The sequence below is a fragment of the Metabacillus mangrovi genome (assembly GCF_009711125.1).
In the GTDB taxonomy this organism is placed as follows: domain Bacteria; phylum Bacillota; class Bacilli; order Bacillales; family Bacillaceae; genus Metabacillus_B; species Metabacillus_B mangrovi.
Genome location: NZ_WMIB01000003.1, coordinates 36,088 through 61,383 on the forward strand (window position 1 = coordinate 36,088; position 25,296 = coordinate 61,383).

At 46.5% G+C, this 25,296-nt stretch carries 24 protein-coding genes; 19 read left to right on the forward strand and 5 right to left on the reverse strand.

All coding sequences use genetic code 11. From position 1 onward, the window contains the following. Positions 1-210 precede the first annotated feature (210 nt). The gene (locus tag GKZ89_RS05340) at positions 211-492 is read left to right on the forward strand and encodes a hypothetical protein (protein WP_155111369.1); all 282 of its coding nucleotides are present in this window, start codon (positions 211-213) and stop codon (positions 490-492) included. Positions 493-609: 117 nt separating this feature from the next. Here the strand turns inward: GKZ89_RS05340 and brnQ are convergent, their stop codons facing one another. Then, a complete protein-coding gene (gene brnQ / locus GKZ89_RS05345; protein ID WP_155111370.1) occupies positions 610-1,968 on the reverse strand; it encodes a branched-chain amino acid transport system II carrier protein in 1,359 nt (452 codons plus the stop codon). Positions 1,969-2,167: 199 nt separating this feature from the next. On the opposite strand from brnQ, the gene GKZ89_RS05350 reads away from it, so the two are divergent. The 5 genes from GKZ89_RS05350 (at position 2,168) to GKZ89_RS05370 (ending at position 8,367) form a co-directional block, all read left to right on the forward strand. After that, positions 2,168-3,313: a cysteine desulfurase family protein gene (locus tag GKZ89_RS05350; protein WP_155111371.1), complete on the forward strand. Its 1,146-nt coding sequence runs from the start codon at positions 2,168-2,170 to the stop codon at positions 3,311-3,313. Positions 3,314-3,317: 4 nt separating this feature from the next. Next, positions 3,318-4,520 carry a tRNA uracil 4-sulfurtransferase ThiI gene (gene thiI / locus GKZ89_RS05355; protein ID WP_155111372.1) on the forward strand — a complete coding sequence of 401 codons (1,203 nt, stop codon included), beginning with the start codon at positions 3,318-3,320 and terminating at the stop codon, positions 4,518-4,520. Positions 4,521-4,600: 80 nt separating this feature from the next. Continuing rightward, positions 4,601-4,810 (forward strand): alpha/beta-type small acid-soluble spore protein, encoded by a 210-nt coding sequence (locus tag GKZ89_RS05360; RefSeq protein ID WP_123918434.1) that lies wholly within the window; start codon positions 4,601-4,603, stop codon positions 4,808-4,810. A gap of 145 nt (positions 4,811-4,955) precedes the next feature. Beyond that, the gene (gene mbcS, locus GKZ89_RS05365; RefSeq protein WP_155111373.1) at positions 4,956-6,533 is read left to right on the forward strand and encodes an acyl-CoA synthetase MbcS; all 1,578 of its coding nucleotides are present in this window, start codon (positions 4,956-4,958) and stop codon (positions 6,531-6,533) included. Positions 6,534-6,732: 199 nt separating this feature from the next. Beyond that, positions 6,733-8,367 carry an amidohydrolase gene (locus GKZ89_RS05370; protein WP_155111374.1) on the forward strand — a complete coding sequence of 545 codons (1,635 nt, stop codon included), beginning with the start codon at positions 6,733-6,735 and terminating at the stop codon, positions 8,365-8,367. A 36-nt stretch (positions 8,368-8,403) separates the two neighbouring features. Here GKZ89_RS05370 and GKZ89_RS05375 read toward each other — a convergent pair whose 3' ends face one another. The 4 genes from GKZ89_RS05375 to GKZ89_RS05390 form a co-directional block, all read right to left on the reverse strand. Further along, positions 8,404-9,234 (reverse strand): carbohydrate ABC transporter permease, encoded by an 831-nt coding sequence (locus GKZ89_RS05375; RefSeq protein WP_155111375.1) that lies wholly within the window; start codon positions 9,232-9,234, stop codon positions 8,404-8,406. Beyond that, positions 9,231-10,100: a carbohydrate ABC transporter permease gene (locus GKZ89_RS05380; RefSeq protein ID WP_241680139.1), complete on the reverse strand. Its 870-nt coding sequence runs from the start codon at positions 10,098-10,100 to the stop codon at positions 9,231-9,233. The genes GKZ89_RS05375 and GKZ89_RS05380 overlap by 4 nt, the downstream gene beginning before the upstream one ends. Before the next feature lie 120 nt (positions 10,101-10,220). Beyond that, the gene (locus tag GKZ89_RS05385) at positions 10,221-11,522 is read right to left on the reverse strand and encodes an ABC transporter substrate-binding protein (protein WP_155111377.1); all 1,302 of its coding nucleotides are present in this window, start codon (positions 11,520-11,522) and stop codon (positions 10,221-10,223) included. A 242-nt stretch (positions 11,523-11,764) separates the two neighbouring features. Further along, on the reverse strand, positions 11,765-12,568 hold the full coding sequence (locus GKZ89_RS05390; RefSeq protein ID WP_338324899.1) for an NAD kinase: 804 nt from the start codon (positions 12,566-12,568) through the stop codon (positions 11,765-11,767). 222 nt (positions 12,569-12,790) lie between these two features. Here GKZ89_RS05390 and sppA point away from each other — a divergent pair, with 222 nt between their 5' ends. The 13 genes from sppA to GKZ89_RS05455 all read left to right on the forward strand — a co-directional run bounded on the left by sppA (position 12,791) and on the right by GKZ89_RS05455 (position 25,164). Continuing rightward, a complete protein-coding gene (gene sppA, locus GKZ89_RS05395) occupies positions 12,791-13,786 on the forward strand; it encodes a signal peptide peptidase SppA (protein WP_155111379.1) in 996 nt (331 codons plus the stop codon). 13 nt (positions 13,787-13,799) lie between these two features. Next, complete coding sequence (locus GKZ89_RS05400) at positions 13,800-14,309, forward strand: RDD family protein (protein WP_155111380.1); 510 nt, start codon at positions 13,800-13,802, stop codon at positions 14,307-14,309. A 185-nt stretch (positions 14,310-14,494) separates the two neighbouring features. Continuing rightward, complete coding sequence (locus GKZ89_RS05405) at positions 14,495-15,190, forward strand: DUF2953 domain-containing protein (protein ID WP_155111381.1); 696 nt, start codon at positions 14,495-14,497, stop codon at positions 15,188-15,190. Positions 15,191-15,201: 11 nt separating this feature from the next. Then, positions 15,202-15,678 (forward strand): GerW family sporulation protein, encoded by a 477-nt coding sequence (gene ytfJ / locus GKZ89_RS05410; RefSeq protein WP_155111382.1) that lies wholly within the window; start codon positions 15,202-15,204, stop codon positions 15,676-15,678. Between the two features lie 112 nt (positions 15,679-15,790). After that, the gene (tpx, locus tag GKZ89_RS05415) at positions 15,791-16,291 is read left to right on the forward strand and encodes a thiol peroxidase (RefSeq protein WP_155111383.1); all 501 of its coding nucleotides are present in this window, start codon (positions 15,791-15,793) and stop codon (positions 16,289-16,291) included. 673 nt (positions 16,292-16,964) lie between these two features. Further along, a complete protein-coding gene (locus GKZ89_RS05420) occupies positions 16,965-17,954 on the forward strand; it encodes a class I SAM-dependent methyltransferase (protein WP_241680136.1) in 990 nt (329 codons plus the stop codon). A 224-nt stretch (positions 17,955-18,178) separates the two neighbouring features. Beyond that, a complete protein-coding gene (gene pxpB, locus GKZ89_RS05425) occupies positions 18,179-18,880 on the forward strand; it encodes a 5-oxoprolinase subunit PxpB (protein ID WP_155111384.1) in 702 nt (233 codons plus the stop codon). Between the two features lies 1 nt (position 18,881). Then, a complete protein-coding gene (locus GKZ89_RS05430; protein ID WP_155111385.1) occupies positions 18,882-19,874 on the forward strand; it encodes a 5-oxoprolinase subunit C family protein in 993 nt (330 codons plus the stop codon). Next, positions 19,875-20,627 (forward strand): LamB/YcsF family protein, encoded by a 753-nt coding sequence (locus GKZ89_RS05435; RefSeq protein ID WP_155111386.1) that lies wholly within the window; start codon positions 19,875-19,877, stop codon positions 20,625-20,627. Between the two features lie 18 nt (positions 20,628-20,645). Continuing rightward, positions 20,646-21,839 carry an NRAMP family divalent metal transporter gene (locus GKZ89_RS05440; RefSeq protein ID WP_155111387.1) on the forward strand — a complete coding sequence of 398 codons (1,194 nt, stop codon included), beginning with the start codon at positions 20,646-20,648 and terminating at the stop codon, positions 21,837-21,839. Between the two features lie 264 nt (positions 21,840-22,103). Further along, positions 22,104-23,291, forward strand: coding sequence for an acetate kinase (locus tag GKZ89_RS05445; protein WP_155111388.1), 1,188 nt, complete (start codon positions 22,104-22,106; stop codon positions 23,289-23,291). Positions 23,292-23,439: 148 nt separating this feature from the next. Continuing rightward, positions 23,440-24,651 carry an MFS transporter gene (locus GKZ89_RS05450; RefSeq protein WP_155111389.1) on the forward strand — a complete coding sequence of 404 codons (1,212 nt, stop codon included), beginning with the start codon at positions 23,440-23,442 and terminating at the stop codon, positions 24,649-24,651. Between the two features lie 66 nt (positions 24,652-24,717). Next, on the forward strand, positions 24,718-25,164 hold the full coding sequence (locus tag GKZ89_RS05455; protein WP_155111390.1) for a MarR family winged helix-turn-helix transcriptional regulator: 447 nt from the start codon (positions 24,718-24,720) through the stop codon (positions 25,162-25,164). Positions 25,165-25,296 lie beyond the last annotated feature (132 nt).

A 25,296-nucleotide genomic window follows, 5' to 3' on the forward strand; every position in this document is an offset into this window, starting at 1 on the left:
AACAAAGCCTTATTGATAAATGAACAGCAGGCTGATCAGCAGCTGCGCCGTCTAATAAATAAGTTTTAAAATCATATGGAAATTTTATGTTAAAATAAAGGGGGTAAATCGGAGGGAGTTGGATTTCAAAAGGGCAGATGAAGATTACACCTTCAATTTTCAAATAAACGCTATAAACGCTAAAAACAAAAAAATACCAGGGGTATCGTTATGTGGATTATATTAGGGGCTGCGGCCATAGCTGTAACAGTTATAAACCTATTTATGTATGCAGCAGGAAAGGATTATAAGCTTGCGATGGCGGCGGCATTATCATTAACAGCATTAACCATCTGCGCAGATTACAGCAGTCTGAACGGGTGGGTGAAAGCAGAAGATTGGGGAGCGATATCGGATGTAGTCCCAAGTATGGCGAATGCATTGTGGTTCTTGACAATCGCTTCTATCTTACTGAATACAGCACCTCTCCTTTTAGAGCGAGTACGCAAATAAGAATGACTTATCGCTCCAATTCATCAAAAAAGGAACTTGGCTATCCAAGTTCCTTTTTTGTGTTTATTTTCTGCCATGTTAATCGGCAGAGTAAAGATACAGGATGAAGCCTTTGTATTAAGCTTTTCCGTGGCTTTCTTTAATCTTTGGTTCAGGGCGTGATTTTCGCAGCAAGGAAATCACGTATCCGATTGCCGCCCCTGCAATAGCGGGGACAACCCAGCCGATTCCCTCTGAAAATAGAGGAAGGTAGGCTTCAAACCAGCCCGTGATGGCAGGACTGCTTATTTTGGCAGCCTTTAACCCGTCAATGATGCTGACTGCTCCTGTAAAAAGAAGACTGACTGAGTAAACTTCCGGAGCCCTGTTGAACAGTTTGTCTATAAAAGACAAAAGAATGAGCACGATGGCCAGCGGATAAAGGGCTATTAAAAGCGGGACAGAGAACGCGATAAGCTGGGTTAACCCTACATTTGCAATAACAGCTGAAAATAAGGTCAGTGCAAGAGTGATCACCGGGTACGATACTTTTGGTAGAATTTTCGAAAAATACTGACCGCAAGCTGATACGAGGCCGACGCTGGTGGTTAGACAGGCAAACGTAATGGCAAGAGTCAATACGGCGTTGCCGAATAGACCAAACAGTTCGTTCGCTGCTCCTGATAAAATCAGTCCGCCGTTTTCCTGCAGTCCGACTGAGCTTATGCTCGTAGCCCCGATATATCCAAGTGACAGATAGACAAGTGCAAGTCCTGCTGCTGCGATCAGACCTGCCTGGATGCAGACTTTTGTAATTGCTTTGCTGTCTGTAATCCCTTTATCTTTCACAGCGTTGATCACTACAATTCCGAATACCAGTGCTGCAAGTGTATCCATTGTTAAGTAGCCTTCAAGAAACCCTTTGAAAAAAGGTCCTTCCTGATAGTTTGGCTGCGGAGCCTGAATGGTTCCCATCGGTGTGGCAATGGCTTTAAACGCAAGCAGTGCCAGAACAGCGAGCAATCCCGGAGTTAGCAATTTCCCGATCCGGTCCACAAGCTTGCTTGGATTTAATGCGAGCCAGTACGTGAGTCCGAAAAACACCACGGTATAGATAAGCAGTGTTAAAGGAGATTTCGCAAGACCTTCTGTTAAAAAAGGCGTAACTCCTATTTCAAATGCAACGGTCCCGGTTCTCGGAATTCCGAACAATGGCCCGATAGCCAGGTAGAGAATAATTGTAAAAACAATTCCGAATATAGGATGAATACGGCTCCCCAATGTTTGAACGTCTGAGCCGGCAAGTCCGATTGCAATGACGCCAAGCAGAGGCAGTCCTACTCCTGTTATGAGAAACCCGATGATGGCAATCCATACATTCGTTCCTGCAGCCTGTCCGAGAGAAGGGGGGAAAATCATGTTGCCTCCTCCAAAAAATAGCGCGAACAGCATGAGCCCGACTACAAAGGTTTCTTTAGACGATAAACGGTGATTCATGTTAAGCCTCCTGATTCCGACAATACATACCGGTAGAATCGTAACACATTTCTGAGAAATATGTCGAATTGTTAAACTGTTTCAATTTTAATTATATTCAAAATATTCCGGGCGTCAACATAAATTGTACGCCTTTTCATTATCGGCTTAAATATGGTAGTATATTACGATGTGTGCATGTAAACACGGAGGAATGATGATGCTTTATTTGGATAATAGCGCCACCACTGTACCTTATCCGGAAGTTCTGGATTCTTATATGGAAATTTCACGGGAGTATTTTGGAAACCCGTCATCCCTAAACCAAATCGGCAGCGAAGCCGAACTTCTTCTGAGAAAAGCAAGAAGGCTGACCGCGGGCCTGCTTGGTGCGGAAGAAGAGGAAATCATTTTTACATCCGGCGGAACGGAAGCCAATAATCTGGCTATTAAAGGAACTGCTCTTAAAAACCGGCATAAAGGCCGTCATATTATAACATCTGCAATGGAGCACCCGTCTGTAATGGAAGCTTGTCTGCAGCTTGAAAAAGAATTCGGATTTCAGGTAACGGTGATAAAACCCGACAGGCATGGAAGAATATGTGCAGACCAGGTTGGGAAGGAAGTAAGAAGCGATACGATCCTTGTAACCATCATGCATGTGAACAATGAAGTAGGCACTATTCAGCCCGTGGAAGAAATTGGCATGATTTTAAAAAATCACCCTAATGTCATTTTCCATACAGATCATGTTCAGGGCGCTGTGAAAGTCCCGCTTGATTTGAAACGGTCCGGAATCGATTTGTGCAGCTTCTCACCCCACAAATTTCATGGGCTGAAGGGAACGGGGATCCTTTATGCCAGAAAAGGAATCCAGCTGATGCCGCTTCTTTCCGGCGGGGAGCAGGAGAGAGCCTCCCGTTCGGGCACTGAAAATGTTGCCGGCATTGCAGCCGGAGCCAAGGCTTTAAGACTTGCCATGGACCAGTACAAGCATAAGCTTTCCGGCTTGTATGAAACGAAATCCAAACTGATCAGCAGACTCGAAAAAATAGAGGGAATTACCGTTAATACACCATTAGAGAAATCGGCTCCCCACATTATCCATTTTTCTGTTCCAGGTATTAAATCAGAAGTGCTTGTGCATAAGCTGCAGGAAAGCGGCATTTGCGTATCAACAACTTCAGCGTGTTCTTCAAAGAATAGTGAGCCGAGCCATACTCTTCTTGCGATGGGCAGAAGCAGGGACGAGGCAATGAGCGGCATCCGGATCAGCCTGAATGCAGATATAGATTTCAGCATGCTGGAGCCTTTGTTTCCTGCCCTGGAAAAAGGAATTCTTCATATTAAACGTGTAAAGAGGTAATCATATGCAATTTGATCATATACTTGTCCGCTTCGGGGAGATGTCCACGAAGGGGAAAAACAGAAGTAAATTTGTAGACCGTCTCAAACGGAACATCCGAGGAGTCATGAAGGATTATCCATCCTTAAAACTGCTCTCCAACCGGGATCGGATTTTTATCCAACTGAATGGAGAGCCTCATATGGAAGTTTCAGATTTGCTGGCGGGCATTTTCGGCATCCATTCCTTCAGCCTTGCCGTGAAATGTGACAGTGATCCTGATGTTATAAAGCAGACGGCTTTGGAAGCCATTCAGTCCGTTTACAGCAGCGGAGATACGTTTAAGGTCAGTGCCAGAAGGTCCGATAAAACGTTCCCTGTTCCGGCCGATCAGCTAAATGGGCAGGTTGGCGGGTTTGTTTTATCCAATACGGATGGACTGACGGTCAATGTCCGGAAGCCGGATCATGAATTGAAGATTGAAGTGCGGGAAGACAGTACGTACATCATGTTTCAAAACCGGTTTGGACCGGGAGGACTTCCGGCAGGGATCAGCGGCAAAGCGATGCTGATGCTTTCAGGCGGCCTTGACAGTCCGGCCGCGGGCTATCTAATGATGAAAAAAGGAGTGGAGCTGGAAGGTGTGCATTTTTTCAGTCCTCCTTATACAAGCGAGCGGGCGAAACAAAAGGTGCTGGATCTTTCTGAAAGGCTGTACACCTTCGGGGGGATCAGCAAGCTGCACATCGTTCCATTCACAGCCATCCAGGAACAGATTCAGCAGCAGGTCCCTGAAAATTATACAATGACTTCGACAAGAAGGATGATGCTCCGGATCACGGACAGGCTGAGAGAAAAGAACAACGGCCTGGCGATCGTGACCGGAGAGAGTGTCGGCCAGGTAGCCAGCCAGACCCTTGAGAGCATGCTTGCTATCAATGCAGTTACTTCATCACCTGTCATCAGACCTCTTGCGGCTTTTGATAAACCGGAAATCATTGATTTGGCAAAAAAAATCAGCACTCATGACATTTCCATCAGACCTTATGAAGACTGCTGCACCATTTTCACACCGGCAGCTCCAAAAACAAGGCCGAAGCTTGAGAAAGCTGACCGCTACGAAAGCTTTGTAGACTTTGAGAGCTTGATTGCGGAAGCAGTCGCAAATACCGAAACCATTGTGCTGGGCGATACTGCAGCTGATTCCCGTATGGACGATTTGCTCTAATAGGAAAATTTACCAAAGAGACTGAGAGAATGAAGCCATGTGTTATTACACACTCTATATTCACAAGGAGGTGAGAACACATGGCACAAAGCAGACAAAGCAGTTCTAACCAACTGGTAGTACCAGGCGCTCAGCAAGCGATCGACCAAATGAAATACGAAATCGCTTCTGAATTTGGTGTAAACCTTGGACCTGAAACTACTGCACGCGCTAACGGATCTGTAGGTGGAGAGATCACTAAGCGTCTAGTTTCTTACGCTCAGTCTAACATGAGCGGTTACCAAAAATAATATAGACACATGGCTACAGGAGCAGGGGCAACCCTGCTCTTTTTAGTTTTTCCAAACAGATGAGGCAGCACTTCCTTTATTTTTCCGCTATATTATTCAAAAGGTTGCAAATATTTTGTATAATAGAGAAAAAGGGGGAATGGTAATGAATCGGGAAAGTCTTCTCGCACCGGAGGATTATAATTTAGTAATGGAAATGGAAAAATACGCTCAGGAAGATAAAACAGCCCTGATCTGGGAAAACGGGGTAACGAGAAAAGAACTTACATACAAAGAATTGATTTTGCAGGCAAATAAAGTTGGAAGCGCTTTACTCGAAGCGGGAATGCGTGCGGGCGATAAACTGCTGATCATGACACCGAGAATTTTAGAGGCGTATGCCGTCTACATAGGAGCCATTAAAGCAGGGATGGTGGTCATCCCAAGCTCAGAACTTCTCAGACCGAAAGACCTGCGCTACAGGATCATCCACGGAGAAGTGAAGGGAATCGTCTGCTACGACCAATTCACGGGTCAGACAAACGATGTGGAGGAAGCAGAATCCCTTTTAAAATGGGTGATCGGAGAAGCCCGTCCAGGCTGGCGTTCCCTTTCTGAAGAGATGGAGAGCCAGTCAGGCGGTCTGGAATTTGCCCCGACCAAAAATACAAGTGTGGCTTTTCTCTCTTACACATCTGGAACGACAGGGAATCCGAAGGGGGTCATTCACACCCATGGCTGGGCTTATGCCCATCTTAGGACAGCCGCTTCGAACTGGCTTTCCATCAGCAAAGAGGATAAAGTATGGGCAACAGCAGGCCCGGGCTGGCAAAAGTGGATCTGGAGTCCGTTCCTTTCCGTGCTGGGGATGGGAGCAACCGGATATGTGTATCACGGAAAATTTGAAGCAGCACGCTATCTGCAGCTGCTGCAGGAGCATGAAATAAATGTTTTATGCTGCACACCAACCGAGTACAGACTAATGGCAAAAGAACCTGACCTTCAGCGCTATGATCTGTCCCGCCTGCACAGTGCCGTTTCTGCCGGAGAGCCCCTTAACCGGGAAGTGATTGAAACCTTTAAAAAGCATTTTCAAATTGAAGTTCGGGACGGCTACGGCCAGACTGAAAACACGCTTCTTGTCGGGGTTATGAAAGGGATGGAAATCAAACCGGGCTCCATGGGCAAACCGACACCGGGCAATTCAGTAGCGGTGATCAATGGTGAAGGAGTTCCGTGTCAGCCCGGGGAGGTAGGAGACATCGCAGTCCATAAGTCAACGCCCGCCCTCTTCAAGGAATATTATAAAGACCCTGAACGGACTGCCATGCAGTTCAGGGGAGATTATTATTTGACGGGAGACCGTGCAAGAACAGATGAAGAAGGCTATTTCTGGTTTGAAGGAAGGTCGGATGATATTATCATCAGTTCAGGCTATACGATTGGCCCGTTTGAAGTGGAGGATGCCCTGATTAAGCATCCTCGGGTGAGGGAATGTGCCGTCGTTGCAAGTCCCGATGAAATAAGAGGAAGTATTGTAAAAGCCTATGTGGTGCTGACCGGTGATTCCGACAAGCAGGACCCGGAATTAACCAAAGTCCTTCAGGAACATGTTAAGAAGCTGACAGCTCCTTATAAATATCCGCGAAAAATAGAATTTGTTGAAGATCTTCCGAAAACAGCCTCCGGCAAAATCCGGAGAGTAGAGCTTCGGCAGAAAGAAATGAACCGGGAGCACGCATAATAAGGAGGGACCGGGTGAAAGCCCGGTTCTTTTTCAATCGTTCAGGAAATGGACCAAAAGGATACATCGACAAGCTTGAATCTTCGTCCGGTTAGAGCGCCGGTTAGATCAGCGGCCGGACGCCTGCAGGAAATGAATCAATTCAGGCTGCAGGATGTGCACCTGCGCGTTAGTATTTTGACAGAAACGGAGTGGTTTGATGGGTACGCTTTGGTACGGCGGGAAATTTTACACGATGGAGAAAGAGGGACAGACCGTTGAAGCGGTGTTTACCGAGGGAAACAGGATCCGTGCGGCAGGGAAGGAAAAAGAACTCAGGGACCTTTATGCCGGTTCCATTGATGACGAAATACACTGCGGAGAAAAAACCGTTCTTCCCGGATTGACAGACAGCCACCTCCATCTGATCGGCCACGGTGAAAAATTAGGAAGGCTCGATTTTTCTCAAATGCAATCTCATGAAGAAATCAAAGCTGCGCTGGCTGAAAAAATAGCGTCTGTCCCGGCAGGAGAATGGATCATCGGGGAAGGGTGGAACGAACATCAGCTTGCAGAAGGAGAAATGTTTGACCGCACCGTCCTCGATGAGCTTTCCTCTTCCCATCCGATCGTTTTGAAGCGCATCTGCAGACATGCTATTCTGGCAAATTCCAAAGCACTGGGGCTTGCAGGCATTACAGATGGTTCGGAAAGCCCGGCCGGGGGGATTATCGGGAGACGGGCGGACGGCACGGTATCGGGATTCCTCATGGATCGTGCACAGGACATTGTGTTATTTGACACCATTCCTCCGGTATCCCTGAATGATTTGAAAAAGGCTCTAAATCTGGCGGTTAAGGACTGCTTCCGCTATGGATTAACCGGCGGGCACTCGGAGGATCTATCCTATTACGGGAATTTTAATCTGCCTGTGCAGGCTTATCATGCTGTAATTACGGAAGAGATGCCGTTCAAAGCCCATTTGCTTGTACACCACCTTGTCATCGATGACTTTGAAAAAGCAGCTCCGGCCAATCAGCGGCTGATTGAATACGGGGCCATGAAGATTTTTGCCGATGGCTCTCTTGGAGGAAGCACGGCCCTGCTAAGCGAACCGTACCTGGATGATCCTGGAACAAATGGTGTCGCCGTACATACTCAAGAGCAGCTGAATGAACTGGTTCGTAAAGCAAGGGAGTATGGTAGAGAGATCGCGATCCATGTCATTGGGGACCTTGCTTATCAAATGGCTCTGAATGCAGTGGAAATCCATCCTCCAGCAGCAGAAGGACAAAAGGACCGCTTTATACATGCACAGGTATTAACACCTGAATTAATGAAACGGACCGTTGCCCTTCCGATCATGCTGGACATACAGCCAGGTTTTACAGCGAGTGATTTTCCATGGATCTTTGACAAATTGGGTGAAAAACGTCTAAAGACTTCTTTTGCCTGGAAAACACTTTTGGAAATGGGAATCGGATGTGCCGGCGGTTCGGATGCACCCATTGAGCCGCTGAATCCTTTTATAGGCATCCATGCCGCTGTTGCGAGGAAGAGTATCCATACCCCGGACGAACCTGGTTATTTCATGGAAGAAGCCCTTTCCGTCTACGAGGCCCTGCAGCTTTATACCACAGGGAGCGCAGAAATCATTCATCGCGGCGGGGAGAGAGGCAAACTAAAAGAAGGATATGATGCGGATCTTATTGTGCTCAATCAGGACCCGTTCAAGCTTGAGGATCCGGATAAGCTTTTGGATACAGAGGTTTTACTGACTGTCGCTGAAGGAAAGATGGTTTACTTGAAGCCGGACAGCCTATTCTCTAATGGCAAGGAATCAAAAAAACCCTGAAGGCTTCTGCCTTTCAGGGTCTTTTTGATGCACTTTTCATCCTTTAATTCCTGTCCCGATGTTCGAGCCGGAGATAAAATACTTCTGGAAGAAGAAAAACAGCAGGACGACCGGAATCAGTACAAGCACCGACATGGACATGAGATAATGCCATTGAGTCTGAACAGTGCCTTTAAAGGTCTGCATTCCAATTTGCAGTGTATACAGATTCTCATCGTTAATATAAAGCAGAGGACCAAGCAGGTCATTCCACGCACCGTTAAATGAAAAAATGGCTACAGTAATTAGAGCGGGCTTGATTAACGGGAGCATTACATGCCACCAGATCTTCAGATGGCCGGCTCCATCCATGATCGCGGCTTCAATCAGTTCATCCGGTATGGAACGCATGAACTGTCTGAGCAGGAAAATGAAAAACGCATTTCCCAAAAAAGCTGGAACGATCAGCGGCAGATACGTGTTAATCCATCCGAGTTTGGAAAACAGGATGTATTGCGGGACTAAAACAACAAAACCTGGAAGGAGCATGGTGCCGAGAACAAGGGCAAACAGCTTGTCCCTCCCCGCAAACGGAATTTTGGCAAACCCGTAGGCAACAAATGCATTTACAAATACACTGCCAAGAACGCTCGTTACGGCTATAAACAGTGTATTGATGGTCCACCTTGAAAAATTGGCTGAATTCCAGGCCTCAGCGTAGTTCTCAAATCTCCATTCCTTTGGGAACAGGGACGAAAACTGAATGATTTCCTGAGGGGTCTTTAAGGAAGTGAAAATCATCCACCCAACCGGTGAAAGGATGAGCAGACTCCCTGTCAGCAGTATGAAAAAAACAATGGACAGCCGGATTCTTTTCTGTGTTCTCATTTGTCCGTCCCCCCGTAATGCACCCATCTTTTGCTGAACTTCATATGCAGGAAGGTAAGAACCGAAATAATCAGGAACAGTACCCATGCCATGCCTGAAGCGTACCCCATGTTAAAGTACTCGAATGCATTTCTCCACATGTGGAGGTTATAAAAGAGCAGGGAGTTGGCAGGACTGCCGTCCCCGTTCTCTGACATCACATAAGCCTCCTGGAAAATCTGAAAAGCACCGATCGTACTGGTTACGAGGTCAAAAAGAATAACCGGAGTGATCAGAGGAAGCGTAATGTGAAAGAACTTCCGGACCGGGCCGGCTCCATCAAGCTCGGCCGCTTCATATAAATGGGGCGATACATTCTGCATGATGGCAAGGTAGAGGAGCATTCCTCCTCCGGTCCCCCACAGTTTCATAAGAATAAGGGCCGGCTTCGTCCAGTCAGGATCGAACAGCCAGGCAGGCCCTTCGATCCCCAGCCATCCAAGGCCAATGTTGACGAGCCCGGAGGATGGGGCCAGAAGCTGCATCCAGAGAAAATAAACAGCTACACCTGAGAGAACGGCCGGCAGATAGTAAACGGTCCGGAAGATCCTCATCCCGGGGACCGGCTGATTCAGCAGGACCGCGAGCAATACCGCACCTGCAGTTGTGAGCGGGACAGAAAACAGTACAAAATAAAGGGTATTCCACAGGGAAGTCCAGAACAGCTGATCCTCCATGAACATTCGGGTATAGTTTTTTAAGCCGACAAAATCGAAGGTTGAGGTAATATTGTAATTTGTGAAGCTTGCCGCCAGGGAAAAGAGCAGCGGACCCGCTGTCAGGAAAATCAAGCCGAACAGCCAGGGACTGATAAAGAGGTAGCCCATAAGATTATCTCTTTTTCTTTTATTGAACGCCTTTTTTGCAGGATGCTCTACAATCGCTGCTTTTCCCTTTCGCGGTGATGAAAATTTCTCTTCAGGTAGCAAAGTCATCCCGCCTCTCTGTTAATTCTTCATTGCTTTTACGCGTTTTTCCCCCTCCTTCAGTCCTTCTTCAGGTGTCTGGCTGCCCATGATGATAAGATCAATCTGTGCTTTTAGTGCGGAAGAGTAATCAGGATAATGGATGGGCACCGGGAACATAATGGTGTTTTCTAAATTTTCGTTAGCCAGTGTGTAAACTTCCTTATCCCGGCCTTCCAGGGATTGAGCAGCCTGTTCTGCTGCTTCTATATTGGCTGCATTATCAAAATTGGAAACTGCCCAGTGCATCTGAGCTTCCTTGCCTGTCAGGTATTTTATGAACTCCATGGCTTCCTTCGGATGGGAGGAGCCTTTTGGAACTTCCGCTACGAATCCTCCGCCTTCACTGTAATGGGGAGAATCGGCTGTTTTTGCTGGAATCGGTGCTGCGCCGATTTCCATGTCTCCGCCGTAGTCGCGGATCTGGGTATAGAAGGTGGCCACATCCGCCCACATCGCTACCTTACCTGATATAAAAGGATTGGTGGATTCGCTGCCGAACTCAGCTTTCAAGGCTTGAACATTTTCCCGGCCGAGCCGTTCCTGCCAGCTCAAAATCCATTCCATTGTTTTTACTTTTTCAGGAGTGTGAATGGTGACATTCCCGTCTTCCTGGAAATATCCCTTTCCATCATCTCCAAAAGCCATCCAGCTTGCTTCGCCCATGCTTCCCCAGAGCGGATAAAAGCCAACCTGCTTATAGGATTTGCCTTCTTTGATGTCCAGTTTTTTTGAGTACTCTTCAAGTTCCTCCCACGTTTGAGGAGGTCTTTCCGGATTGAGACCCGCTTCCCTGAATGCTTTTTTATTGTAGAAAAGGAGTCTCGTATCTGTGTTGAATGGGACAGCATATGGTTTTCCATCGTATTGGACTGTGTCCCAGAGGTGAGGGTAGAACTGGTCTTTAAAATGGGTGTCTATGTATTGGGTTAAGTCTGTGGCCTGCTGCTGTTTGGCGCGGTGAGCAACACTGTTAATGTCATTGATGACTACATCTGCGGGGTTTCCTGCTGCAATGGAAGCGAGATTTTTAGTCCAGATATCGCCGAAGGGGAGAAAAGTATGTTTGACAACAATCCGGTCCTGGGAACTGTTAAAATCCTTTATGATTTTCTCAATCACTGGTCTGCGGGTTTCAGATCCCCAAAAGGTCCAGAAATCCACGATGACTTTTCCATCTTTTGTTGTATTTCCCGAAGCTTCCTGACCGGAAGAGGAGCATGCACTGAGAGAAGAGACAGCCAGCATCAAGATGATCAGTTTAATCAGGACGTGCTTTTTCATTTTTTATCTCCTTTTGAAGTAAATTAATGGAACCGTTCTCATTTACCCCGTTTTTTGTAAGGTAAACCAATTTTCTTCCCGGGTGATGAACCGTCTTGCAGCTCATCATCTCCTTTAATCATATAGAACAAATGTTCCTGTTTTCAATAGGTAAAGCGAATCATTTTACCATTCGGAGGAAGCGGGGGTCTTCTTTCCCCCAAAAAAAACGGCCGGCATTGTGTATGCCGGCAGTCCCTGTCCTATAAAAAGCTCCTTTTAACCTTCTCCCAGAAGGAATTGTCTTTTAATTTAACCGTTTTAATTATGGAGGAGCTGAGCGTGATGCTGATCTCGTTCACACTTCGGATGCTCAAAGCCTCATTGTCCATGCCGATAACCGGATAATCATTTCCATCCCCTGACACTTCCAGCCTCAGCCTGCGGTTTCCGCTTAATACGAAGGATGAACCGAGAGTACGGTAGCGATTGTTATTAAGGGAAGCGAGCTCGCTTACTTGAAAGCAGGGAAGGAGAGGATCGATAACAGCTCCGTTCACCGATTTGCTGTATGCTGTGCTTCCAGTCGGAGTTGAGACAATCATGCCGTCTCCCCGGAAGGTTTCAAAATGAATATCATCAATATGAACATCAATGACAAACGTTTTTATGATGCCGGAGCGGATTGTACACTCATTCAGGCATTTAAAAGAGGAGACCCCATCCACATTCACATCGATAACCGGATATTTTCTGACTTCTATTTGCTCCATTGTAATGGCTTCAATGATTTTTTCGGTATCATCCAGGACGAAATCACAGTAAACGCTCGGAGATCCTTTTGTACTGATCCCTACATACAAACAATCGTCTCTGAATTTAGTCTTGCGGACTGCCTGAAGAAACGTCCCATCACCGCCGATGCTGACAATGATGTTCGCATCCTCTGCATGATTAACGGTGGTGAACCCGTAGTTTTCGGCAAGAGATGTTAAAGATTCAACTTTAGCATTTAGTTCAGCAGAGCTTCGATAGTAGAAAAAGACATTGCGGCGGTTATCCATGATACATCCTCCCTTTGATTTGGAAATGTTATCCTTGTAGAGCGAAATTATGATACAATGTGTTATGTTGTTTATTTTAGCATTGATTCCATTTTGTGAAAACGCTGCATAATGAACTCCTGATTCCGAACCGCTGCGGCGGAGGATTTCAGTGTAAGGAAAATCAGCGGCTGACTGCCGGAAACGGCAGAACGTAAATTGTAAATAAGCTAAGGAGGATTCGGCATGAATGGAAAAAGATGGGCAGCACTCGGGATCGCGGTTGTTTTAATCGTAGTTTCTGCTATTTTCAGCACAGTTACTGCCTTCCAAAGCGCTGCAAATGAAATGTTTGCCATGACACAGCAGGAGTTCGAGGAAGAAGTAATAAAAGAAGGATCGGAAAACCGGAAAATCGCCGTTTTAGAAGTAAATGGCGTCATACAGGATACCGGGGATTCTTCCTCTTTTCTGCCAAGTGAAGGATACAATCACCAGGAGTTTCTGAAGCAAATTGAAGCTGCTCAAGAAGATGAAACAGTAAAAGGGATCATCCTCAATGTGAATTCTCCAGGTGGCGGAGTAGTCGAAAGTGCGGAAATACATAAGCATTTAAAGACATATAAACAGAAGACAAAAAAACCGCTGTATATTTCAATGGGTACGACAGCAGCTTCAGGAGGATATTACATCTCGACTGCAGGGGATAAAATCTTTGCAGCTCCGGACACACTGACCGGTTCTTTGGGCGTAATCATGGAAGGGGTAAACTATGGCGACCTGGCCAAGCAGCTCGGGATTAAATTTGAAACGATCAAGAGCGGCGAGTACAAGGATATTATGTCTCCTTCCAGAGATATGACAAAAGAAGAGCGGGACATTCTACAGGGTATGGTCAATAATGCATACGAAGGTTTTGTAGATGTCATTGCCGAAGGCCGTAAAATGAGCCGTGAGGACGTTAAAAAAATCGCGGACGGAAGAATTTATGACGGACGGCAGGCAAAGGAAAACAAGCTTGTTGATGAACTCGGCTATATCGACGACGTCATCGCAGCCATGGAAAAGGATAATAAGCTTGGCAATGCCCAGGTTGTTGAATATAAACAAAGTACAGGCTTCGATTCTCTTCTTTCGATGGGAGCAAAAAAGGTCTTCAGCGACGAATATCAGATGCTGGGCCTTTACGAGCTGCTTTCGAAACCGGCAAACAGCAGATTAATGTATATGTATAACCGCTAAGGAGGGCGCGTGAATGGATACAACCTATAATGACCAGACAGGCCAGCCCTCCATTCAAATGCCGGAGGCTGTGAGAAGCGAGCCGGCGTACGGGGGATTCTGGATCCGTTTTTGGGCCTACTTGGCAGATTTGGCGGTCATCGCCGGAATCAATGCCATCCTAATCAATCCGATCTTTATCTTTTCAGGCACAGACGGAGGAACATCCATGTTCTCACCGAAACCGCTGCTTGAACTGCTTATCTTTTTCCTCTATTTCGTACTTATGACGAGATTTTTCAGCCAGACCCTTGGAAAAATGATTTTCGGCATACGGGTCGTTTCGATTAATGAAGAAACACCTCTGACATGGGGAACCATTCTTTTCCGGGAACTCGTAGGCAGATTCATCAGCAAAACCATCTGGCTTGGCTACGTGGCAGCCGGTTTTACCCCTAAAAAACAGGCGCTGCATGATCTGTTTGCAGATACCGCTGTCATTCACGAAAACATGTACAGAAAAAGGAAAACGAGCGAAAGATAAGCAGCAGCAAAACCCGGGACAGAGATTCCCGGGTTTTTTGTGTTCAGGCAGCAGAAAAGTGCCGTTCAGCTGCGGTGTTTAGTGAAAATGCTGACCTCGAGTGCGGATCCGTACCCTTTTCAGTCCCGGTCTGTTTAGGACCTCTTGAATAGGGCAACAATGGGTTGCTGAAAGGAGAGGTGCACGTGTTCTGGGCAATTGGTATACCTGCTATTTTACTTTTTCTCATCGTCCTCATCGTTCTCACAAAATTAACGGTGACTGTAGAGTACCGGAAAGCCGGTAAAAATGATGATTTAAGAATTAAATTCCGGGCATGGTTCGGGATGATTCGCTATACCTATCAGATCCCTGTAATCAAAGCGAACGAAAAGGATTTGACAGTGGATGTAAAAAAAGAAAGCAAGGCAGGCAAAGCGGACAGTGAAGGCAAAAGCCGTTCAGATAAAATTTCAAAAAATGATATTGCCGCAAGCCTGAAGGATTTTAAAGAACTTGCTTCCCATATCTCAGGTCTACACTCCATTGTCAGGAAGTTTCTTAAAGGAATAGAGATCACTGAGCTGGAATGGCATACGCGGTTTGGACTTGGTGACGCTGCTTCAACCGGGAGTGCTGCAGGAATACTGTGGGGGATAAAAGGCATTTTCTGCGGTGCAGCAAGTGGCTTGATGAAGCTTAAAACAGAGCCTGTCATCGCGGTCGTTCCGGTTTTTCAAGGTCTATGCCTTGATGTGGTTCTGACAGGTATGTTCCGTTTCCGTTTAGGACATGCTATTATCGGCGGATTACGTTTCGTTAAATTCTGGAAAGGCGGGAAGCCGTCTTTTACCAGTAAACGCTTATCCAAACATTTTGGAGAACATAACAATTCGGCATAGGGGGCCAGATGATGAGTGACCATCCAATTCAAGGTCTTATGAAAACAGCAATGGAAAACCTGAAGCAAATGGTAGATGTAAATACAATTATAGGCGATCCGGTAGAAACACCTGATGGAAGTGTGATACTGACGGTATCTAAAGTCGGATTCGGTTTTGCGGCAGGCGGAAGCGAATTCGGGCAAAATCCCGGTGAAGACCAATCCTTTTCACAGCCGCAGGCTGGGCATGTTTCAGGGGGCAGCAGTGCGCGCAGCAGGATGCCATTTGGCGGAGGAAGCGGAGGAGGAGTCTCCATTACACCGATCGCTTTCTTGATCGTTGGGCATAATGGAGTGAAAATGCTTCATCTTGATGAAAGCACCCACCTTTATGAAAGAATCCTCGATTCAGCACCGCAGACGGTTGAAAAAATTCAGAAGATGTTTAAGAAGAATGATCAGCATCAAAATAACCAGAGCTCAATGAGAGACGATATTGATTTTTAACCCGCTACCTTTAAGCGGGTTTTTTTTGTCCCGCTGCTTGGCTAATATTTGCAAATCCTCAACCGTACAAGCTATCATAAAAGCGTACATAAAAAAAAGGAGGAGGATTACTATGGCGAATGTAACGTTTAAAGGAAATCCGATGACCCTGCCTGGCAATGAAGTGAAAAAAGGGGACAAGGCACCCGATTTTAAAGTGCTTGCGAACGATTTGTCCGAAGTAACGTTAGCGGATTCCAAAGGCTCCGTGCGGATCATTTCAGTCGTTCCTTCCATCGATACCGGTGTTTGTGATCAGCAGACAAGAAAGTTTAATGAAGAAGCGGGTGAGATTGATAACGTCAAAGTATTGACGGTCAGCTGCGATCTTCCATTCGCTCAGAAGCGCTGGTGTGCTGCCAACGGCCTTGAAAATGTTGCAACCCTTTCCGACCACCGTGATCTTTCCTTTGGAGAAGCTTACGGAGTAACGATGAAAGAATTGCGTCTTCTTGCCCGGTCTGTTTTTGTCATCAACAGCCAGGATGAAGTAGTGTATGCAGAATATGTAAGTGAAGGCACAGACCATCCAGACTACACTGCGGCGATTGAAGCGGCCAAAACTGCAAATTAAGACCAAAAGGACCACGGGTAAATACCCGGGTCCTTTTTAATAGGAAGGCTGTGTGAAAGCATATTGCTGATTTATCACCACTTGGAGCGGAAGGCGTGAGACTTCTGCAGGAACTGCGGGACAGGTAAAACACAGCTATTTTTTTCCTTTTAGTGAAATATAATATATTCACTATAGGGGAGGATATTTTGCTGAAAACTAAATTATTGATCTGCAGTTTTATGGTATCCTTACTTTCCATATTCTTAGGTCCAGCCTTCAAAGTTGATAATCAGACGTATACTCTTGGTTTTCCTCTAAAATTTATCTAGTATCGGAATGTTGAGGGGATGCCGGAGAACCGATTCCAGCTTCTGAGTCCGAACCACTTTATTAAAACAGAAATCAATGTCTTACATTATCTACTGTGTGTCCTGATTATCTATTTTTTCCTTTTGGTGACTTTAAAAATCATTAAGAGAAAGAAAGACAACAAAAAAGGTGTTTTTTAATTTGAACTCAGTCAGCCATCAACGCTGCCGCATCATCATCGCCCTGACTCCCCTATGATCCGCCCTATGCAGCAGCGGCCAGCTATAAGCGCGTCTGTTCTCAAGGCCTGAATTGCATTCCCCTTGTCTTTCCCGCCGCTGTTCACTAAAATAAGAGGAAGTATGCTCTAGGAGGAGAAAGAATGGAAACCGTTTCAAAAATGGAGAAGCTTTTTGCTTCGCTGAATGAGTCGGCAGAGCTGCTTGCTGAGGAATTGAATATTCCTTATGTGGAGGCAGCAGCTGAGACAGGAGAGAACCTGTTTCAAGGAGAAGTTCTGCAGGATGAGTTAAGCGAACTGACAATAAAAAAATTAAAGAAAGTTTATAGTGCGGTGGAGCTGGATACATATGACCGGGAGGAAATACGCAAGGCGTTTCAGCTATGTATTTTAAAGGGGCTGAAGGAAGGGGCCCATCCGAACCATCAGATGACTCCTGATTCGGTTGGCATGTTTATCGGCTACCTTGTGCAGCGGTTTATGGAAGGAAGGCAGTCTTTTTCCCTGCTTGACCCGGCTGCAGGAACCGGAAATCTGCTGACGGCTGTATTGAATCAGCTGAAGGATCATTCTGTGGAAAGCACAGGGGTGGATGTGGATGATTTGCTCATTCATTTGTCTTACGTCAACGCGAATCTTCAGAAACATCCCGTCCAGTTCTATAATCAGGACAGCCTGCAAAATTTATTTGCAGATCCCGTTGACGCGGTGATTTGTGATCTGCCTGTCGGGTTTTACCCGAATGATGAAGGAGCCTCCTCTTATCAGCTGAAAGCAGATGAAGGGCATTCCTATGCACATCACTTGTTCATTGAGCAGAGTCTCCGCCATACAAAGCCAGGCGGCTATTTGTTTTTTATCATTCCGAACATGCTGTTTTCTTCAAAAGAAGCTCCAAAACTCAACGCTTTCATTAAGGAGGAGGCGTATATTCAAGCTCTTCTGCAGCTTCCGCTTTCTATGTTTCAGGGAGAGCAGCATGCCAAAAGCATTTTTATCCTCCAGAAAAAAGGGGAAGGAGCTGAGGCTCCTAAACAGGCCATGCTGGCTGATCTTCCGAAGTTTTCAAATTTTGAGGGAATGCAGTCCATGATGAAGCAAATTAATCAATGGTTTGAACAAAACCGGTAAATAGGGGATCAAACCGGTTTTGCTCCTTCTTCAAAATAGAATGAAATAAGCAAAACAGGGGAAGAACGTTTGCATTCCCCTGTTTTTTACCATTTACTTTTAAGAAAAAATAGTTGAAGCTGTTTTTGTGCATAATTGAGGGGAGTGTCCTGTTTTTTTGCCAAAAATTGATTTGTGCAAAAAAAATCGGTTATGTACAATGTAAGCCAGAAGGGGGGAACCACATGACCACTGAACGTTTTTATCCAGTAAGCGAACAAGCCCTGCTCATCGAATTTGGACAGGCACCATCCGAAGAGATCCGGCTGGCCATCCGGCAGTTTACTGAAGAGCTGGATCAGCACCGCTTTCCCTGGCTTGTTGAATACATACCTGCATTTACGAATGTTACACTTCTTTTCGATCTCCAATATTTCCGCGATGAGCGGGATCCGCATGCAGTCATTGAAGAAGAAGTCAGCCTGATTCTTTCAGCAAAGCAGTCCGATACCCATTCTAAGGCTATACATACTGTAAAGATTCCCGTCTGCTACGATGAGGAGTTTGGGATGGACCTCGATGAAGTGGCTGCTCACAATGGAATCAGCAAAGAAGAAGTGATCGAAATTCATACATCAGGGCATTACCCCGTGTATATGATCGGATTCTCTCCGGGATTCCCATATTTAGGTGGAATGAGCGAAAAGATAGCAGCTCCCAGAAAAGAGAAGCCAAGGCCGAAAATTCCTGCAGGATCTGTCGGGATAGCAGGAACCCAGACTGGCGTGTACCCGATGGAGACACCCGGAGGCTGGCAGATCATCGGCAGAACACCGCTCCGGCTGTTTGATGCGGAGCAAAACCCGCCCGCCCTCCTGAAGGCCGGCGACTCTGTAGAATTTTACGCAATCAGCAAAGAAGAATATGATCGGCTAAAGGAGTCCTAGCATGAGTTTACAAATTCTCCAATCTGGTCTGTTCAGTACTATACAGGATCTGGGCAGGACCGGATATCAAAAGTATGGTGTGATTAAAAGCGGGGCGATGGACATGTATGCCCACCGAATGGCCAATATGCTGACAGGCAACCCCGAGAGCAGTGCAACGATTGAGATGACGCTCCTCGGTCCGACAATTGAATTTACTGAAGATGTGCTCATCGCACTGACGGGAGGAAACCTGTCTCCTAAAATCAACAGCCAGCCAATCCCGATGTGGAGACCCGTGTTTGTGAAAGCAGGGGCGAAGCTTGAGTTCGGTGCACCGGTTTCAGGCTGCCGCACCTATATGGCGGCAGCAGGGGGATACGACATCGAGCCTCAGCTCGGAAGCCGGTCCACTTACGTGAAAGCGGGAATAGGCGGGCTCAATGGACGCCCCCTAAAAGAAAAGGATATCCTGAAAGTCAACCCTTCTCCGCTTTTGGACCAACTAGCCGGAAAAGCTCAGGACGTCAGTGTGCTCCCGGCAAAATGGCATGTGAAGCCGAACTATACGGAAAACGGGAAAATCATTCAATACATAGAAGGAAGAGAATATTCCTGGTTCAGCGAAGAAGCTCATAAAGCGTTCAATGAAGAGGAGTTTGCTCTGACAAGCCAGTCCGACCGCATGGGGTTCCGGATCGAGGGACCGTCACTAACGCTGAAGGAAAACAGAGAGCTCCTATCAGAAGCTGTCGGATTTGGAACGATTCAAGTACCGTCGGGCGGACAGCCGATTATTCTGATGGCTGACCACCAGACGACTGGAGGATATCCGAAAATCGGCCAGGTGATAGCTGAAAGTCTTCCAATCCTTGCGCAGCGGAAGCCGGGAGAGAGAATCCGTTTTGAAAAGACATCCATTCAGCATGCCCTGGACCTTCTGCTGAAAAAGGAAAAAGAGCTGGAATTCATCAGAAAAATGATTCAGCTTAAATTCAGAGAGGGGGTCCTGTAAATGCAGATTGATTTGAACTGCGACTTGGGAGAGAGCTTTGGCTCCTATTCAATCGGCAGCGATGAAGCGATCCTTCCTCTTGTATCCTCTGTGAATGTCGCCTGCGGCTTTCACGCCGGAGATCCGTCTGTCATGAGAAAAACCGTACAGATGGCCATCCGTTCAGGAACTGCGATCGGAGCCCATCCAGGCTTTCCGGATCTGCAGGGATTCGGCAGAAGGCAGCTGTCTGTAACCCCAAGCGAGGCATATGACATGGTCCTGTACCAGATTGGCGCACTGGACGGCTTCGTCCGTTCAGAGGGTGGCTCACTTCATCATGTTAAGCCTCACGGTGCTTTATACAATATGGCCGCGGGAGATTCCAGCCTTGCTGCTGCAATTGCCGAGGCTGTATTCAAGTTCAATCCTGACTTGATTCTTTACGGTCTTTCGGGAAGTGAATTGATTGCGGCAGGGAAAAACGCCGGTCTGCAGACAGCAAGCGAGGTTTTTGCGGATCGGACGTATCAGAGTTCAGGTGCATTGACACCGAGAACCCGGGATGATGCTCTCATAAAAGAGGACCGCCAGGCAATCGAACAAGTTAAGAGAATGATCACAGAGAAAAAAGTGATCAGCACTGACGGGAAAGAAATCCCGATAACTGCAGATACGGTGTGCATACACGGCGACGGGGCACATGCACTGGAATTTGCAGCCAGAATTAAAAAAGAACTGCTGGATGACGGCATTTCAATTCAATCGATGTAAAGAATGGGAGGGATAAAAATGAAAGAAAGCCGCATCAGTATTTTGCTTGGCGCAGCGTTTTTAATGGCTACCTCCGCGATCGGCCCCGGGTTTCTAACCCAGACGACGTTTTATACCGAACAGCTCGCTGCTTCCTTTGGTTTTGTTATTTTAATCACCATTATTCTAGATATAGGTGTGCAGCTGAATGTATGGCGGATCATCGCAGTGTCGGAAAAAAGAGCTCAGGATATTGCCAATATGGTCTTTCCTGGTCTCGGGGTGTTCGTTGCTGTCCTGATCGTTTTTGGCGGGTTGGCCTTTAACATCGGAAACATCGGCGGTGCAGGGCTTGGCTTTAACGTATTGTTCGGAATGGATCAAAAGCTTGGAGCCATTCTGGCTGCCGCTATTGCCATCGGCGTCTTTGTTTTTAAAGAAGCCGGAAAGCTGATGGATAAATTTGCCCAGCTCATGGGAATCCTGATGATTCTCCTTACGGTGTACGTAGCGTTTTCCAGCCAGCCGCCAATCGGTGAAGCTGCAGCCAAGACGTTCTCTCCGGATGGAGGAAAAGATTATTTTATTGCGATTGTTACGCTAGTAGGGGGGACAGTCGGGGGATACATCACCTTTGCAGGAGGCCATCGCCTTCTTGACGCCGGCATTAAAGGGAAACATTCCCTTCCCCAGGTAAATCAAAGTGCTGTAACCGGAATTGCCGCTGCATCCATTATGCGGATCTTCCTTTTCCTTGCATCACTTGGAATCGTGGCCCAGGGACTTACCATCAGCAAGGATAATCCTCCGGCATCCGTTTTCCAGCATGCTGCAGGAGACTTAGGCTATAAGTTTTTTGGAGTCGTTTTACTAGCTGCGGCCATTACTTCTGTCATTGGAGCAGCGTACACGTCTGTTTCGTTTATCCAAACGTTCAGTCCCGTGATTCAGAAATACCAAAAGGCTACGATTATTGCTTTTATCTTAATTTCTGCCACCGTATTCACCATACTCGGAAACCCGGTGCAGCTGCTCCTTTTAGCAGGCGCTCTCAATGGATTGATCTTACCGGTAACACTTGCTGTCATGCTTGTCGCTGCTTATAAAAAGACAATCGTCGGGGATTATAAACATCCGCTGTGGCTGACGGTCTTTGGGATCATCATTGTCATTGTGATGGCTTACCTGAGTATTATCACATTCAGCTCCAATGTTACTAAGCTGTTTGGGTAAACAGCGAAAGAAAGACTTAAACAGGGAACGCAAATGCGTATCCCTGTTTTTGTGCTGTTCTTTTTTTGAAGCACAGAGGAATTGGAGAAAAAGTCCGAAAAGATTGACTTTTTCCTGTAAACGATTGCAGAACCGGGTTTGTATTGCATTGTATTCCGGGCAATGTTTAAATGGAAAAGTCAGATATATTTCGGTGTTTTAACAAATGATAAGAGCATGCCGTTTGCAGGAAGTGCAAAGCGGTTACATAAAGGAGCGGTTATAATGGCTAAAATTATTGCAATCAATGCTGGCAGTTCTTCATTGAAATTCCAGCTGTTTGATATGCCGAGCGAAAATGTCGTTACGAAAGGGCTGGTGGAAAGAATCGGACTCGAGAATTCCGTTTTCACCATTTCCGTAAACGGCGAAAAACAGACGGAGATTACAAATATTCCAGATCATGCGGTTGCTGTTAAAATCCTTCTGTCAAAGCTGACGGATCTTGGCATTATTGCTTCCCTTGCTGAAATTGAAGGGATCGGACATCGTGTTGTGCACGGCGGCGAGAAATTCGGTGATTCTGCAGTGATTAACGAAGAAACACTGGCAGCAATCGAAGAGCTTTCTGATCTTGCTCCCCTGCATAACCCTGCGAATATCGTTGGAATCAAGGCTTTCCAGGAGGTTTTGCCAAACGTACCGGCAGTGGCTGTATTCGATACAGCTTTCCATCAGACGATGCCTGAGCAATCATTCCTCTACAGCCTTCCATACGAATACTATGAAAAGTACGGGATCCGCAAATACGGCTTCCACGGCACTTCTCATAAGTATGTATCAGAAAAAGCTGCTGAAATGCTGGGCCGTCCGCTAGAACAGCTCCGTCTTATTTCCTGCCACCTTGGAAACGGAGCAAGCATTGCGGCGATCGAAGGCGGAAAATCCATTGATACATCCATGGGCTTTACACCGCTTGCCGGTGTGGCGATGGGTACACGTTCCGGAAACATTGACCCTGCTCTCATTCCTTTCATTATGGAGAAGACAGGTTCTTCTGCAGATGAAGTTTTGAACATCCTTAACAAGAAAAGCGGATTGCTTGGAGTATCCGGTCTTTCAAGCGACCTTCGTGATATTACTACAGCTGCAAAAGAAGGAAACGGCCGCGCCGAGACAGCTCTTGAAGTGTTCGCAAGCCGGATCCACAAATACATCGGCTCTTATGCTGCACGCATGAGCGGTGTAGACGCCATCATCTTTACAGCCGGAATCGGTGAAAACAGTGCCGAAGTCCGAGCGCGTGTCCTTCGCGGCCTTGAATTCATGGGCATCTACTGGGATCCGGCACTGAACGATACATTCGGTGAAGACCGTTTCGTCAGCTACCCGCATTCACCGGTAAAAGTCATGATCATCCCGACAAATGAAGAAGTGATGATCGCCCGCGATGTTATGCGGCTTGCTCACTGATTTGGAAAACCTCTCTTTTTAACAAGAGAGGTTTTTTTATTGCCGTGAACCAATTCATAAGCTATAATTAAGTTAAGTGAACTAAACTAATAAAAGGATTGTTTGTTTGGGAATCCTGAATAGATAACTGCAACAGGAGAGGACTCACATGCGATACTTATTTTCCAATCGGAAATTTATGCTCGTCTGGATATCCGGTATGGCTGTCATGCTTGGATTCTCCATTTTCTTTTTATCCATATCCTGGCTGACGATTGATGTGCTGAAAAACCCGGGTGCACTGGGAATTATTATGACAGCTGTATCTCTGCCCCGTGTAGTGATGATGATTTTTGGAGGGGTCCTGGCTGACAGATACCAGAAAACCGCACTCATGTTTTACACGAACCTCGGACAGGCAGCCATTATGGGCATCATGGTTTATCTGTATATGACCGAAGGCTTTTCTGTACCGGCTCTCCTGCTCATTTCTGCCTGCTTTGGAATCCTGGATGCTATCTCTTATCCGGCTATTTCCTCTTTGATCCCATCTTTAGTAAAGAGCAGTGAATTGCAGAGAGCTAATTCCCTTGTCCAAGGTTCTACAGAGCTGATGTTTGCAGCAGGTCCGTTTTTGGCCGGAGCTCTGCTCTCAGTTGGCGACTTCTCCGTTTCATTTGGAACATCAGGGGCTTTGATTCTGCTCTCAGCCATACTGATTTTCCCGCCGTTCATTAAAGATCACAAGCCCGACCGAAAAGTGCTGACGCTTAAGTCGGTACTCGTGGATCTGAAAGAAGGGTTCCGCTATGTATCAGCGTCCCCTGTTTTACGGACGGGAACGCTCTCCATTGCGATTGTAAACCTATTTGTTATGGGACCTCTGATTATGAGCATCCCGATTATCGTCGGCAAGCTGAAAGGCACTCCCTTTGACTTAAGCATTATGGAGGGAGGATTGGCAGCGGGGACCTTCGCTGCAAGTCTCCTCATGCTTCGCCTGAATAAGAGAGGAAAAAGAGGAAGGCTGGTTTTCAGGGCCCTTTTTATGACAGGTGTAGCCTTTCTTCTATACAGCCAGTTTGATTCCATTCCTCTGCTCGCCCTGATGGCTGCGATCAGCGGCTTTATGCTGATGCTCGTCTACCTCCCGGCTGTCACTCTTATGCAGGAGAACAGCGAACAGGAGAAGCTTGGGAGGGTCATGAGCATCATGTCCCTCGCAGCAGGCGGACTGGAGCCGATCGCCTTCGCCTTGCTGTCTGTATTGGTTGCAGCATCCATCCCAATTCAGTATTTGATTGCCGGCTCTGCTGTACTTGCCATTCTTTCAAGTGTTATGCTTTACGGAAAGAGCAAACCGTTTCTTAAGAAAGAATAGAAAGAGCAGCTGTTCCGCCGGAGTATGAGGCATAGTTAATAAAGCAAAGAGAAACAGGTTGGGGTGATGGGTATTCATACTGCAAAAACAAAGATGATCTCTAAAATGTACCGTCAGATTGACGAAATGGATCTGCTGCTGGCGAAGTATTTTCGCGAATTGAGCAACAGCGGCCTCACATACCAGCAGGAACAGATCCTGCTGATGTTCAAGAAAAAAGAAACCTGGACGGTTACCGAAATAGCTGGAAAATTGGAAGTTACCAAAAGCGCCATCAGCCAGGTGCTGAAGGTACTGGAACAGCAAAAGTATATTACACGCCAAAAGAACCCTTCCAATTTGCGGGAGAGCTTTATTTCCCTGGACGGGAAGGGAACAGAATGGTCCTTGATGATTGAACGGATTGAAGACTCTCTTGCCCAGAACTACTTCTCTAAAATAGAAGAAGAAGATTTGATGGTGATCACAAGAGTGTTTGATACCCTTATCGACGAGCTTCAAAAAAACAAATAATTCAGGACACCGGGAAAGCTGATCAGCAGCTTTCCCGCTTTTTTTATGCAGAAACCGCCGGCTTTTACAGGGATAGCAGAACGGCCATACACTCCCCTCGATTCATAAGCATACAAATAACAAGTGTAAAAT